Below are 13,859 nucleotides of genomic sequence, written 5' to 3' on the forward strand. Positions count from 1 at the left end.
TGGGGGTTGCTCGCGCAGTTCCCCGCGCCCCTAACAGGCAACCGGCACGTCGATCCCGGGCCCCGGCAGGGGCTTTCAGGGGCGCGGGGAACTGCGCGACGAGCCCCCACCGGCCCGCAGACGGAAATGTGCCGGTGGTCTTTCAGGGGCGCGGGGAACTGCGCGATCGGCCACGTCGGGCCCGCAGACAAAGACCGCCCAACCCAGCGGAGCGATACCGCGCCACCGCGAGGACCGCCGCACCCCCAGGGAACACCCCAGGGGGCGGGACGACGGCGGTCCTCGCGCAGGACGCGTGACGGGTCAGAGCCGTCCGCGTCCAGACGTCCATGGATCCGGGAGCCGCTCCGGAGTTCCTGACGCCGACAACCACCAATGTGCCCGAGCCGTGTTAAGCGTGTGCTGCGTACACGTGTCGTGCTCGTACCACTTGCGCGAAGTTCCCTCGCGGAACGCGACTCGCGGGACCCGGGCCACAGGGATCAGATCACTGGGACTGCTGCTCCGCGAGGAACGCGAGGAGGTCCTGCCGACTCACGACACCGGTCGGCTTGCCCTCGACGAGCACGATCGCCGCGTCGGCGCCGCCGAGCACCGACATCAGGTCCGCCACCGGCTCACCGGAGCCGACCTGCGGCAGCGGGTCCGACATGTGCTTCTCCAGCGGGTCGGAGAGCGAGGCGCGCTGCGCGAACAGGGCGTCCAGGAGCTCGCGTTCGACGACCGAGCCGATGACCTCCGCGGCCATGACGTCCGGGTGGCCCGCGCCCGGCTTGACGATCGGCATCTGCGAGACGCCGTACTCGCGAAGAACCTCGATCGCCTCCCCCACCGTCTCCTCGGGGTGCATGTGGACCAGCGAGGGCAGCTCGCCGCCCTCCTTGCGGCTCAGCACGTCGGCCACGCGCGGCTGGTCGCCCGCCTCCTCCAGGAAGCCGTAGTCGTTCATCCACTCGTCGCTGAAGATCTTGCTCATGTAGCCGCGCCCGCTGTCCGGCAGCAGGACGACCACCACATCGTCCGGACCGAGCCGCTCCGCGACCCGCAGCGCCGCCACGACGGCCATGCCGCAGGACCCGCCGACGAGGAGCCCCTCCTCCTTGGCGAGCCGCCGCGTCATCTGGAAGGAGTCCTTGTCGGACACCGCGACGATCTCGTCGGTCACGTTGCGGTCGTACGCGGTCGGCCAGAAGTCCTCACCGACGCCCTCGACGAGGTAGGGCCGCCCGGACCCGCCGGAGTACACGGACCCCTCGGGGTCGGCACCGACGACGGTGACCGCGCCCTTGGAGATCTCCTTCAGGTAGCCGCCAGTCCCGGAGATCGTGCCGCCGGTCCCGATGCCCGTCACGAAGTGGGTGATCTTCCCTTCCGTCTGCTCCCAGAGCTCGGGGCCCGTGGAGTGGTAGTGCGAAAGGGGGTTGTTCGGGTTGCTGTACTGGTCGGGCTTCCAGGCGCCGGGCGTGTCGCGCACGAGCCGGTCGGAGACGTTGTAGTACGAATCCGGGTGCTCGGGGTCGACGGCGGTCGGGCAGACCACCACATCGGCGCCGTACGCGCGCAGCACGTTGATCTTGTCGAGGGACACCTTGTCGGGGCAGACGAAGATGCACTTGTAGCCCTTCTGCTGGGCCACGATGGCGAGACCGACTCCGGTGTTGCCGGAGGTGGGCTCGACGATGGTGCCGCCGGGCTTCAGCTCCCCGCTCTGCTCGGCCGCCTCGATCATGCGCAGCGCGATGCGGTCCTTCACGGAACCGCCGGGGTTGAAGTACTCGACCTTGGCCAGGACGGTCGCCTGGATGCCCGCGGTCACGTTGTTGAGCCTCACCAGCGGGGTATTGCCGACGAGACTGATCATCGAGTCGTGGAATTGCACCGTTGTCTCCGGGCTGCGATGTAGTGCGACGAATTGGTGCGGTCAGCCTAAGGGTCCGGCTCATCCGTTCACCTCTGCTTGCGATTGGCCGACCGTGCTTACGGGGCAATGAGTGGATGTGCGGCCGTACGCAGCGGTACGGCACGAGGAGGTGGCTGCAGGGCATGTCGAGGGCGAGGGTGGCGCGGCGGATCGCCGCGGGCGCGGCGTACGGCGGCGGAGGCATCGGGCTGCTCGGGGCTGCCACGGTGGGCGTGGTGCTCGCCGAGGTGCAGCTGGCGAAGCGGAACGTGGGCAACGGGCACGTGGATCCCCCACGCGCCGACGGGCGCTACGGCGGGGCTTTCGCCGCGGAGGCCGCCCGCCCGACGCACGCCGAACCGGTGCGGTTCGCGATGCTCGGGGACTCCACGGCCGCGGGGCAGGGCGTGCACCGGGCCAGGCAGACCCCGGCGGCACTGCTCGCCTCCGGGCTGGCCGCGGTCGCCGAGCGCCCCGTCGACCTGCGGAACGTGGCGCTGCCCGGCGCCCAGTCGGACGACCTGGACCGCCAGGTGACGCTGATCCTTTCGGACCCCGCCTGGGTGCCCGACGTCTGCGTCATCATGATCGGCGCGAACGACGTGACGCACCGGATGCCGCCGACGCGGTCGGTGCGCCACCTCTCCGCGGCGGTACGCAGGCTGCGTACGGCCGGTTCGGAGGTGGTGGTCGGCACCTGTCCCGACCTGGGCACGGTCGAGAACGTCTACCAGCCGCTGCGGTGGCTGGCCCGTCGCGTCTCGCGTCAGCTGGCCGCGGCCCAGACGATCGGCGCGGTCGAGCAGGGCGGCCGGACGGTGTCGCTCGGCGACCTCCTGGGCCCCGAGTTCGCGGCGCACCCCCGGGAACTGTTCGGCCCCGACCGCTACCACCCCTCCGCGGAGGGTTACGCGACCGCGGCAATGGCGGTACTCCCCACGCTGTGCGCGGCGCTGGGCCTGTGGCCGGAGGAGGAGCGCCCCGATGTCTCGCGTCGCGAGGGCTTCCTGCCGGTGGCGCGGGCGGCGGCGCGGGCGGCGTCGGAGGGCGGCACGGAGGTCACTGCGGCGATGCCTACGGGCCCCCGGGGGCCGTGGGCACTCCTCAAGCGGCGTCGCCGCCGCCGCATCCACACTCCGGAGCCGTCACCGCTGCCGCACTGACCCGGTCCGTCTCCGCCTGCGGGCCGGTGGGGGCTGATCGCGCAGTTCCCCGCGCCCCTGACAAGCCGCCCGGCACGGTGGTGGAGCCCGTACCTGGCGGAAATGGCGTGTCCGGTACGGCGGGCCGCCTTGTCCCCGGCGGAACGAACTGCGTAGGAGGGCCGGGGGGCGCCCCTCATCCCCTCCCGCCCGCCTGGGCACTCTCACCGACCGGTCACCACCCTCACCCGAGACATGCCCTGATTTGCTGTCCGGGACGGTCGCCCACTTCTCGGATCGTGGCGGTGCGCGACACATACGAGCCAAGAGTGATCAATGGTGACTCAAACTCTGCTGGTATACGCCTATATATGCCATTGACCAGCGCCCCTGCCGCTGGTGTCCCCCACCCCTCCTGGATAGCTTGGTTCACTCCAGAGAACCCTCGCCCCCAGGAGCTGACCGTGAACCGCCGCCCCACCCTGCTCGCAGCAGCCGCCATGACTGCTGCCGCGGTCCTCTCGCTCTCGGCGTGCGGAGGGGGTGACGGCGACGGCGACTCCAAGGACAAGATCGCGGGCGCCGACACGGACTCAGGCAGCAAGAAGGAGTCGCCGTCTCCGAAGGCGTCGGAGGGCGGGGTCGACCGCCCGGAGATCAAGCTGCCGAAGGACGTGAAGAACGTCTTCGAGGGGGCCAAGACGGGGGACCCGAAGAAGGATGCGGTGCTCGCCGATCACGAGCGGATGCTCGATTCCATCGACGAGGCCATCACCGTCCACGCCGGGGACCACCCTGCGCTGAAGTTCTACTCGAAGGGCGACGCACTCCTCAGTGCGGGTCGGTATGTCGAGTCGTTCTCCAAGGCCGACACGACGTGGGTCGGCGAAACCCGGTACTTCAACCGTGAGGTCACCACGCTCAAGGGGGGTGCGGCCGCGGTGACGTATTGCGGTGACGACACGAAGGCCTACAGCAAGGATCTCAAGACCGGCAAGGTCGACAGATCAGGCGATTCAGACGACTCGAACGACTTCACCTTCTACAACACCCGCATGGAGAAGAACTCGAAGGGCGTATGGCAGGCAGCCCGAATCATCTCGGATGAGAAGTCGGAGAAGTGCCAGCGGTGAAGCCGACCCAGCTCCGCACCCTGATCGTCTCTGGCCTCGTCCTGGCAGCGATGGCGACTGTCGCCCCTGCGCATGCCCGTGACAAGAATCCCGGCGCCGCCCTCGGCAGCGCGAAAGGCGATCGCCAGGACAAGCGCCTCACCGTCGAGACGAAGGTCCAGACGACGGTCGAGGGCAGCCCGAAGTCCGCGAAGACCGGCACGCTCACCCCTGCCAACAGCAACTGGGATCCGCCTGCTTGCTGGTACGAACCTGCGTACTCCCCGAAGGGGGTCCAGGCCACAGTCAAGGCGATCCGGCAGATCGGCGTCCTCGGGATCGGTGAACTTGTCGGCGGGGTCTTCGACTCGTACTTCAAGGAGGGCCACCCCTACAAGAACTACAACCTCGACAAGCAGGGCGAGGGACAGTTCTGGGCGGCGGCGATCGACGAGACGCGCAAGGACGAACCAGAGGCCCAGGCCTGCGACAGGATGCCGTTCTGGGTGGCCAAGGGCGACCCGCCCAAGGAGCGACTCGCGGTCTCCCCCAGGATCCTCGCGGAGTACGCCTACGGCCAGATCCCGGTCCCCGACACGGAGATCAAGATGGCCCCCGAGGGCGAGACGAAGGTCAACCTGCCGACCTGGATGTGGCTCGACAAGGCCAAGTTCAAGAAGATCTCGGTGACCGCGAGCCTGCCGGGAACGGGCCTCTCCGCGACGACGACCGCCGAGCCCGTCTCCCTGAAGCTCGAACCGGGAACGTCGGACGCCGAGACGTACCCGTCGTCCGGCGAGTGCCCGATCGGCGACGACGGCCGGATCGGCAAGCCCCGCGCCAAGGGAACCCCGGCGGACACGGACCCGCCGTGCGGCGTGCGCTATCTGCGCTCGTCCGGCGACGCCTCGTACGAACTCGGGGCCACCATCACCTGGCGGGTCACCTGGAAGAGCACCACGGAACCAGGCGGCGACCTGCCCCCCGGCGAGTTCGGTGCGACGCAGGACGTCGTCGTACGCGAGATCCAGTCCGTAAACCGCTGACCACGGCCAGGGCCGGGGCCACGACCACGACCACGACCGCCCAGGGAGTCAGGACACCGACATGAGCGACCTCCGCCTCGACGGGACGATCTTCGAGGACCTCAAGAAGACCTTCTCCTCGGTCAGCGACCGCATGGACGCGGCACGCCGCACCCTCAAGAACACCGACGGCTCGGTCGTCGGCGCCTCAAAGCTCATCGAGGACGTCCACGAGTTCGCCGACGAGTGGGGCTACGGCGTCAAACAGCTCGGCAAGCACACCCAGGGTGCCGTCAAGATGATCAACAAGATCGACGAGGAATTCAGCAAACTCGACCAGGCCCTCGCCGAGTCCCTCAAATCCGCCAAGAAGAAGAGCAAGTAGCGGCGTGACCGGCACCAAGCGCCCCGCGCTCCCGAACATCGGCTGGGACCCCACCCCCGGCAACGTCGAGGACACGCGCGACTTAGCGAAGAAACTCGGCGGACTCGCAGGTGAACTGGGATCTGCAGCCCGGGACTTGGAACGCATCGAGTGCGGTGCCTGGAAGGGCAAGGCGGCGCTCGCGTTCACCGAGTACATCGGCGAGGACGTCACCCCACTCATCCGCAAGAGCCACGAATCCTTCGACAAGGCGTCGCGCGCGCTGCACCGGTGGGCCAGGGAACTCAAAGAGTTCCAGGACGAGACCGACCGCCTCGAGAAGAAGGCCGGGGAGAAGCTGGACGCCCGCTCGGAGGCGAAGCCCAACAGCAAGGAGAGCGGGAAGGCCTCGGGGGACGTCGACGAGGTCATCGGCCAGGTGCACGACCTGGAGGACCGCTACGCCAAGGCGGCCGGGGCGATCAGCAAGGAACTCGACAAGGCGGGCGACATCGCCCCGGACGAGCCGGGCTTCTGGGACAAGTTAGGCAAGGGGCTCGCCGAGGCGTGGGACGCCACTGGAGAGTGGTTCAAGGAACACGCCGACATGATCAAGGCGATCGGCGACGCACTGAGCCTGGTCAGCAACGCCCTCGGTGTCCTGGCCATCATCACCGCCCCCTTTGAGCCTCTCGGAGCCATCTTCGCCGTCGCTGCCATGGCGACCAGCGGAGCAGCGCTTCTGACCCACTTGACGGCCATGGCGGCTGGCGCGGATGTCAGTTGGACGTCCATCACGTTCGATGCTCTCGGTGTCCTTCCCGGCATCAAGGGGCTCACCGGAGGGGCTGCGCTGGCCAAGGGCGGCAATGCCGCGGCGCGTGCCGCCAAGCTCGGCTCCGGCTATCGCGGGGTGACTAGCATCGGCAAGGCGTACAAGCTCTTCGGGCCGCTGAAGGCCACGCCCGTCGTCAAACTTGGACAGGGCGGCAGCCGCCTGAGGCTTGCTGCGGAGAGCGGTCTGCAGAACTTTCGAAGGGGGCAGCTGGCCGGTACGAAGACAGTCAACGCCCTCGGCTCGAAGCTTCCGTTCGTCAAGAGCGATGAGCTGATCGCCCCCATGAGCAACGGTGGTCGCACCCTGGACGCCGCCATCAAGACCGGTCTGACGGGCTACAAGGGCCACACCATCGCGCACACCGACTACGGAAACTGAGAGCAAGCGCTATGAACGGTATCGGCCCACCCAGTGGCTCCGACAGCACAGCCGAGCGGTCCCTCTCGGTTGAGGGAGTCTCGCTGCCGCCCATGACGTTCGACCTCCCCGAAGGCATGCATGCCATCGAGGTCTCTCTCGACGCCGACGAGCGCGCGGCGGCCGCACGGCAGCTCGTGCGCGACATCTACCCGCACGGCGACCAGCCGCTCTGGGAAGCCATGAGCAAGGTGTACAGCGAGACGGCCGACGGAATGCTGGCCGACGGTGTCGCCTTCTTCGGCATCGGGTTGTACGAGATCGACGGCGGCGGCGTCGCGCATTGCTCCCTCACGTTGTCGGTCTTCGAATCCGACTCCGTCGATCAAGAGATCGTGGCCCAGGGAATTCGAGCCGTCCTCGGTGCCGACCCCCTACACGACGTGACATGGCTCGATCTGCCTTGCGGGCCCGCGGTGTCGTCAATCTCCGTGCGACGCCTCCTCATTGACGGTCAGTACACCCAGAGCGGTCATGACGAGGAACTGGTGATGGGCCAGTTTCAGGTGCACATCCCCTTTGGGAACGGCCCGTACACGGCAGTTGTCACTCTGGATACGGCGTCCATGGAACAGTGGGAGGAATTCACCCATGCCGTCGCTGGCATCGTCGGATCCGTAGCGTTTCCCGCGGACTCAGATGAAGGACCACACGGTGTCGGAGACCCGCAGAGGCAGGCGACATACTGATGGATTGGTACCCGAACTCCGATGAGCAGTTGCTCCTGCGTACATCGGCCAAGTTCGCCACCGGCATGGCACCGGCCGTCTCAGGCTCACGCTGGTTCCGCAACCTCGAACGCGACGATATTCAGGCGGAATTGACCGGTTGGCCGCCAGGGCCCGCCTACCAGCTGCGGTCAGCCGGGGACAAAGCCGCCCGTCGTACCGGTCGCGCTCTGCTCGTGGGCATCCCACTGGTCGCGAACCTCATCGCGAACCTCGGGGGAGCCTCGGGCACTCCTCTGGGAGACGTTCCTGGCCGGGGCAAGCCGGACGAGCCCGAGAACGAGGTGCACGACTTTCCCGTCATGTGGGCTGCGCCCGGCAGCCTCGCCAGGACCGTCCCGTGGCAGCTCGATCCCGGGCGGCGCCCCGAGGACTGCGTGACCGATCTGGTCCTGACGGACCGCCGTCTGCTCTTCCTCGCGACCCGTAAGGGCAGTCTGGCGAAGGCCGACGTCCTCGGCGAGTTCGCGCGGGATGCCGTCGCCGAGGTTCGCCGCATGAAGTTCAGCGAGGTCAACGCGGATGTGCGCGTCACGTTCGCCGACGGCTCCTGGGTGAGGTTGGCTGTCGGCAATCCGGACAACGCCGAGAGGCTCGGTCAGGTACTTGGCGGCGCCGTCCGCATGCTCGCGGAGCACGAGTTGTCCGAGGGGCAACTTGACCGAGTGACACGGTTCATGGCCGACCTTCCGAAGACGGCTCACCCGCCGACGTACAGCCGTCTGCGCAGTGGCGTCACGCTGGTCGAGTCGCGCATCCCGGTGAAAGCCGGGTCGGGTCTCTTCGAGACCCACTCGATACTGATGGACGACTCGGGGCGGCCCGCGGAACCGGCCCCTGGCGATCTGTGAGGTAGGAGTTTCCCCGGCGAGAGTCGAGTCGTACGCCGCGTCCGTTGCCGACCGTGATCCGGCCGTGTCCCCCGTGGTCACCCGTCGCCCGAGCGGTCGGTTCCTGATCGAAGTCAGCACGACAGCACCAGTCACGGCGGAGGACGGTCTCGAGAAGAGCCACGATGTCTGAGCTAGATCGTCAGCTCTCAGAGGGCCCGGCCGCCCGCCACGGGGAACTCGGCATGACCTCGGCCCACAACAACTTCCCCGCATGCCCCCTCCCCATCGGATAGGACCCCCACCTGTCCGCGCACGCCCGCACGATGTGCAGCCCCCGCCCGCCCTCCGCCATACCCGGCGGCTGCCGGTCGAGGACGTGGCCCCCGAACCCGGGTGGAATCTGCGGATTGGAGTCCCACACGGCCACGCGGATCCCTTCCGGGGAGGAGGAGCGGAGGCGGAGGGCGTAGGGGCCGTCGGTGTGGCAGTGCGCGTTGTTGAGCAGTTCGCCTGCGAGGAGTTCGGCGGTGGGGGTCAGTTCCCCGAGTCCGTACGTTTCCAGGACCGCGCGGAGCGTGGCGCGGGCGATTCCTGGGGCGCGGGGGTCGTGGGGGAGTTGGAGGGTGTAGGTCCAGGGCGGGACTACGGTTGCGGGCATGGAAGTCCTCGTCGGGTGTGGGTAGTTGCCGAGTGGGCCCAGTGACTTTGTCGCTCCGTCGAGCGGGGTTCTTCTGGGTCGTGGCGCCACTCACAAGGTAGCGACGTCGAGTTAAGGTGTTAACCGAAAACCTATAAAGCCCTGCACAACCACTCATGTGAGTGACGGGATACGAGGAGAGGCGAACGCGCCCGTGAGAAGCCATCCGACGGGACGTCAACTCCGTTTGGGCAACGAGCTGCGCAAGCTCCGCGAACGTGCCGGTCTGACGTCAACGGAGGCCGGGAAGCTCCTCGGCGTCAAGCAGAACCAGATCAGCAACATAGAGTCCGGGCGGCTCGGTGTGAGCTCGGCGCGGGTGCGCGCGCTGGCCTGCCATTACGACTGCTCCGACAAACCCCTCGTCGACGCGCTGTCCGGCATGACCGGTGAACGTGCGCGCGGATGGTGGGAGGACTACCGCGAGATACTGTCCGCAGGCCTGCTGGACCTCGCCGAGATCGAACACCACGCCACATCCCTACGCACCGCGGTGACGGTGCACATCCCCGGCCTCTTCCAGACCACGGACTACGCCCGCGAGATCTTCCGTCAGAGCGTTCCCGAGCTGTCGCCGCCGGACATCGAGCACCGGATCTCGTACCGCATCAAGCGGCAGGCCGTGCTCTTCCGAGAGCCGCCGACACCTCACCAGGCAATCGTCCACGAGGCCGCCCTGCGGATGCAGTTCGGCGGCCCCACCGTGACCCGCGCTCAGCTCAAGCACCTCATCGACATGAGCGAGCGGGAGCACATCGCCGTCCACGTCATCCCATTCACCGCCGGAACATTCCCGGGCTCGGGCCAGTCGATCTACTACTCCGCAGGCCCCGTGCCCCAACTCGACACGGTCAACCTCGACCAGTCGCACGGCCCGGTGTTCCTGGACGCCGCAGCCCAACTCGACAAGTACCGCGTCCTCCTCGACCGCATGGAAGCCACGGCACTCCCACCCACGAAGTCACGCGACTTCATCCACAACATCATCCAGGACCTGTAGAGGAATCCCACGATGCCCGAGCTCACCTGGCAGAAGTCCTCCTACTGCCAAGAAGGCAACTCCTGCATACATGTCGCAGCGACAGCGACCGGCACGGTCCATCTCACCGAAAGCAGCGACCCCACCGCCGCGATACTCAGCACCGCCCCCACAGCCTTCGCCGCACTGCTCCGCACCGCGAAGACGCGGCCCGCAGGCGCCAAGACGGCCTGAGGGGACGCGGAGGTATGTGCGCCCGGAGCACGGTGAGCCACGCTCCGAGTTGCCAGGACCGAGGCCCCGCACCGGGATGGCGAGGACGCACATACCTCCGCGGCCCCGCCCCACAGACGAAGAAAGGGCGCAGACCCCAGCCATGACCGAGAAGCCCCGCATCCCCACCGACCTCGACTGGACCCGCGCCGCCCCCGAGGACGAACAGGGCCCAGGCCCCTGGATCGAGATCGCCTTCGGCAACGGCGACGACGCCGTCTACCTCCGCGAGACCAGCGACCCGGACAACGTCGTCACGACCACCCGCAAAAAGTGGGACGCCTTCGTACTCGGCGTACAAGCAGGCGAGTTCGACCACTTCGTAGAAGGCACAGAGGGTCCCTGACCTCTACGGAAAAACCAGTACAGGACCCCCGCACACCCCCTGCTACCGTCCCGCCATGTCCGGACCCAGAGAACCCGTCACCCCCGCAGACGTCACCACCGCCGTCCGCCTCGCCGTAGCCACCCTCCGCCAGGCCCCGCCCGACGCCGACTGGAGCGTCAAGGCGGGCGGCATCGACTGGGACTGCTGGGAGACCGTCGAGCACCTCGCCGACGACCTCTTCGCCTACGCCGCCCAGCTGGGCCCCGAGCACCCGCCCCAGGACACCGAGGTGCCGTTCCTCTGGTACCGGCGCAGGGACGGCGGGCCCTCCAACGTCACCTTCGCCGACCGCGACTCCGGCACCGCCGGACTGCTCCAGGTCCTGGAGTCCTGCGGAGCCCTCCTGACCGGCATGGTCGCGACCACGGCACCGACCGTGCGGGCCCACCACACGTGGGGCGTCTCCGACCCGGAGGGCTTCGCCGCGATGGGGATCGTGGAGACCCTCGTCCACACGTACGACATCGCGGGCGGCCTCGGCATCGGCGACACCTGGACCCCGCCCGCCGACCTCTGCACACGCGTCCTGCACCGCCTCTTCCCCGACGCCCCCACCGACACGGCCCCCTGGCCGACCCTCCTGTGGTCGACGGGCCGCGGCGACCTCCCGGGACACGCCCGGCTCACCACGTGGCGCTGGTACGGAGAGCCAAGGGGCTGAGCCGCCGGGGGCGCCGCGCCCCCGCGCCCTGAGCGCCCGCTTAGAAATGCGTCCGGAGTCACATCATCCAGCCGATGACCGATAGCGATACGTGCAGGTAACTTCCCAGTGAGTCCTGCCCCTTCGCCACTGGAGAGTCCTGATGCCCGAAGCCGTGATCGTCTCTGCCGCCCGCACCCCGATCGGCCGCGCCTTCAAGGGCTCGCTGAAGGATCTGCGACCGGACGACCTGACCGCCACCATCATCGAGGCCGCCCTCGCGAAGGTGCCCGAGCTGGACCCGAAGGACATCGACGACCTGATGCTCGGCTGCGGGCTGCCCGGCGGCGAGCAGGGGCACAACCTGGGCCGCATCGTGGCCGTGCAGATGGGCATGGACCACCTCCCGGGCTGCACCGTCACCCGGTACTGCTCCTCGTCCCTGCAGACGAGCCGCATGGCCCTGCACGCCATCAAGGCGGGCGAGGGCGACGTCTTCATCTCCGCGGGCGTGGAGATGGTCTCCAGGAGCGTGAAGGGGACCAGCGACGGCCTCCCCGACACCCACAACCCCCTCTTCGCCGACGCCGAGGCCCGCACCGAGGCCGTCTCGAAGACCGAGGGCTCGACGTGGCACGACCCGCGTGAGGACGGCCTCGTCCCGGACGCGTACATCGCGATGGGCCAGACCGCCGAGAACCTGGCCCGCACCAAGGGCGTCACCCGTCAGGACATGGACGAGTTCGGCGTCCGCTCGCAGAACCTCGCCGAGGAAGCCATCAAGAACGGCTTCTGGGAGCGCGAGATCACCCCGGTCACCACCCCCGACGGCACTGTCGTCAGCAAGGACGACGGGCCGCGCGCCGGGGTCACCCTGGAGGGCGTCCAGGGCCTGAAGCCGGTCTTCCGCCCCGACGGCCTGGTCACCGCGGGCAACTGCTGCCCGCTCAACGACGGCGCCGCCGCCCTCGTGATCATGAGCGACACCAAGGCCCGCGAGCTCGGCCTGACCCCGCTCGCCCGCATCGTCTCCACCGGCGTCACCGGCCTCTCCCCCGAGATCATGGGCCTCGGCCCGGTCGAGGCGAGCAAGCAGGCGCTCCGCCGTGCCGGTCTCACGATCGACGACATCGACCTGGTCGAGATCAACGAGGCGTTCGCCGCCCAGGTGATCCCGAGCTACCGCGACCTGGGCATCGACATCGACAAGCTCAACGTCAACGGCGGCGGCATCGCCGTCGGCCACCCCTTCGGCATGACCGGCGCCCGCATCACCGGCACGCTCATCAACTCCCTCCAGTTCCACGACAAGCAGTTCGGTCTGGAGACGATGTGCGTCGGCGGCGGCCAGGGCATGGCGATGGTTATCGAACGCCTCAGCTAATAACGGCCGGTAACAGCAGAAAACCGCTGACACACAGTTCTCTCTGCTGACGCTCAGTCCCTGCATCACTTCGTGACCCAATCTCCCCCAGGATGTGACCTATCTCCTGGGGGAGAGGGATATGCCCAGCTCAGGACAGATCCAGGGGTAAACATCGGGCCCAAAGTCCTGTCCCATTCGTGACGTAATGCACTGACAGGTGGATCGTGCAGGCTTCAAGCTGATGTAGGAAGTCGGGGGTCGACTTGAAACCGGGAGTACGTCAGTGAGCGCCTTGCCTCTTGCCCTGCTGCTCTCCACGGCCGCTGCCACGGCCGTGGGCGTCGCTGCCCTGCACGCGGTGCACGGCCTGCGGAAGCAGCTCGCCGAGATCACAGCCCTGCACACCGAACTGGCCGACAGCCGTGCCACGAGCGCCCCGCACCCCACGGTGCCGGGCGCCCGCACCACGGTGGACACGGACGAGATACGCGCGGCCGTGACCGAAGCCCTCGCCGAGGAGCGGGAGCGCGAGCTCGCCGAGGCCCGCGCCTTCTGGGCCGCCCAGGAGGCCCGTGAGGGCGCCGACGGGCCCTCGCTGCTGAGCGGGCTGCCCGGGATTCCGGACGGCATCGCAGACGAGCTGTTCCTGCCCCGGCAGGCCGACTTCGCGGGCATCGAGTCCGACAGCCTGGAGCCGGTGACCGAGCCGTTCGCCGACGCGACGGGCACCGACGAGTACGCCGGGGACTCCCCCGAGCTCGCCGCCGCCCGCCGCCGCCACCCCTCGCACCCGGACTTCGTGCCGGTGCAGACGCCGACACCCGAAGGCCACGGCGACCACGGCGACCACGGCGACCACGAGCGCACGGTGGCGTGCCTGGAGGAGCTCGCCGACGCCCGCACCGCCCTCGCCGACGTCCGTCCCGGCCCGCTGGGCACGCTGGACGTGTACGTCTTCGCGGACGGCACGACGCTGTGCATGACGCCCGGACACCGCGAGACCGCGGAGCTCCTTGCGGCCGCGCTGCGCGAGGGCAGGACCCCGTTCCTGCTCGGCGGCTCCGGCATCTCCGGTGCGTACGCCCTGACGTTCGAGTGCGGCGCCGAGAACATCTACATCCTGGCCGACCGCGTCATCGCCTCGGTCTGAGCACCTG

General features: G+C 68.5%; 15 protein-coding genes. 13 read left to right on the plus strand and 2 right to left on the minus strand.

The features are described from left to right. Nucleotides 1-487: 487 nt before the first annotated feature. The gene (locus ABZV77_RS29200; protein ID WP_356262956.1) at nt 488-1,879 is read right to left on the minus strand and encodes a cystathionine beta-synthase; all 1,392 of its coding nucleotides are present in this window, start codon (nt 1,877-1,879) and stop codon (nt 488-490) included. 155 nt (nt 1,880-2,034) lie between these two features. Here ABZV77_RS29200 and ABZV77_RS29205 point away from each other — a divergent pair, with 155 nt between their 5' ends. From ABZV77_RS29205 to ABZV77_RS29235, 7 genes are all read left to right on the plus strand, one after another. Further along, nucleotides 2,035-3,063, plus strand: coding sequence for an SGNH/GDSL hydrolase family protein (locus ABZV77_RS29205; RefSeq protein WP_356263604.1), 1,029 nt, complete (start codon nt 2,035-2,037; stop codon nt 3,061-3,063). A 443-nt stretch (nt 3,064-3,506) separates the two neighbouring features. Further along, complete coding sequence (locus tag ABZV77_RS29210) at nt 3,507-4,175, plus strand: hypothetical protein (RefSeq protein ID WP_356262959.1); 669 nt, start codon at nt 3,507-3,509, stop codon at nt 4,173-4,175. Continuing rightward, on the plus strand, nt 4,172-5,200 hold the full coding sequence (locus tag ABZV77_RS29215; RefSeq protein WP_356262961.1) for a hypothetical protein: 1,029 nt from the start codon (nt 4,172-4,174) through the stop codon (nt 5,198-5,200). Before ABZV77_RS29210 ends, ABZV77_RS29215 begins: the two co-directional genes overlap by 4 nt. Before the next feature lie 61 nt (nt 5,201-5,261). After that, the gene (locus ABZV77_RS29220; protein WP_356262963.1) at nt 5,262-5,564 is read left to right on the plus strand and encodes a hypothetical protein; all 303 of its coding nucleotides are present in this window, start codon (nt 5,262-5,264) and stop codon (nt 5,562-5,564) included. Between the two features lie 4 nt (nt 5,565-5,568). Then, nucleotides 5,569-6,759, plus strand: a complete 1,191-nt coding sequence (locus ABZV77_RS29225; RefSeq protein ID WP_356262965.1) for an enoyl-CoA hydratase/isomerase family protein — start codon at nt 5,569-5,571, stop codon at nt 6,757-6,759. Nucleotides 6,760-6,851: 92 nt separating this feature from the next. Beyond that, the gene (locus ABZV77_RS29230) at nt 6,852-7,487 is read left to right on the plus strand and encodes a hypothetical protein (RefSeq protein WP_356262968.1); all 636 of its coding nucleotides are present in this window, start codon (nt 6,852-6,854) and stop codon (nt 7,485-7,487) included. A gap of 215 nt (nt 7,488-7,702) precedes the next feature. Next, nucleotides 7,703-8,377 (plus strand): hypothetical protein, encoded by a 675-nt coding sequence (locus tag ABZV77_RS29235; protein WP_356262971.1) that lies wholly within the window; start codon nt 7,703-7,705, stop codon nt 8,375-8,377. A gap of 181 nt (nt 8,378-8,558) precedes the next feature. On the opposite strand, the gene ABZV77_RS29240 is transcribed toward ABZV77_RS29235, so the two are convergent. After that, the gene (locus tag ABZV77_RS29240; RefSeq protein ID WP_356262974.1) at nt 8,559-9,017 is read right to left on the minus strand and encodes an ATP-binding protein; all 459 of its coding nucleotides are present in this window, start codon (nt 9,015-9,017) and stop codon (nt 8,559-8,561) included. 193 nt (nt 9,018-9,210) lie between these two features. Here ABZV77_RS29240 and ABZV77_RS29245 point away from each other — a divergent pair, with 193 nt between their 5' ends. The 6 genes from ABZV77_RS29245 to ABZV77_RS29270 all read left to right on the plus strand — a co-directional run bounded on the left by ABZV77_RS29245 (nt 9,211) and on the right by ABZV77_RS29270 (nt 13,852). After that, a complete protein-coding gene (locus ABZV77_RS29245) occupies nt 9,211-10,056 on the plus strand; it encodes a helix-turn-helix transcriptional regulator (protein WP_356262977.1) in 846 nt (281 codons plus the stop codon). A 12-nt stretch (nt 10,057-10,068) separates the two neighbouring features. Next, nucleotides 10,069-10,269 (plus strand): DUF397 domain-containing protein, encoded by a 201-nt coding sequence (locus ABZV77_RS29250; protein ID WP_356262980.1) that lies wholly within the window; start codon nt 10,069-10,071, stop codon nt 10,267-10,269. 142 nt (nt 10,270-10,411) lie between these two features. Beyond that, on the plus strand, nt 10,412-10,654 hold the full coding sequence (locus tag ABZV77_RS29255) for a DUF397 domain-containing protein (RefSeq protein WP_356262982.1): 243 nt from the start codon (nt 10,412-10,414) through the stop codon (nt 10,652-10,654). 55 nt (nt 10,655-10,709) lie between these two features. Next, the gene (locus ABZV77_RS29260) at nt 10,710-11,357 is read left to right on the plus strand and encodes a maleylpyruvate isomerase N-terminal domain-containing protein (protein WP_356262985.1); all 648 of its coding nucleotides are present in this window, start codon (nt 10,710-10,712) and stop codon (nt 11,355-11,357) included. Nucleotides 11,358-11,499: 142 nt separating this feature from the next. After that, entirely contained in the window at nt 11,500-12,720 is a 1,221-nt protein-coding gene (locus tag ABZV77_RS29265; protein WP_356262988.1) for an acetyl-CoA C-acetyltransferase, read from the plus strand. Nucleotides 12,721-12,985: 265 nt separating this feature from the next. Next, the gene (locus ABZV77_RS29270; protein ID WP_356262991.1) at nt 12,986-13,852 is read left to right on the plus strand and encodes a hypothetical protein; all 867 of its coding nucleotides are present in this window, start codon (nt 12,986-12,988) and stop codon (nt 13,850-13,852) included. Nucleotides 13,853-13,859 lie beyond the last annotated feature (7 nt).

Origin of the sequence: Streptomyces sp. NPDC004732 (assembly GCF_040609235.1) — a bacterium.
Taxonomy (GTDB): Bacteria; Actinomycetota; Actinomycetes; order Streptomycetales; family Streptomycetaceae; genus Streptomyces.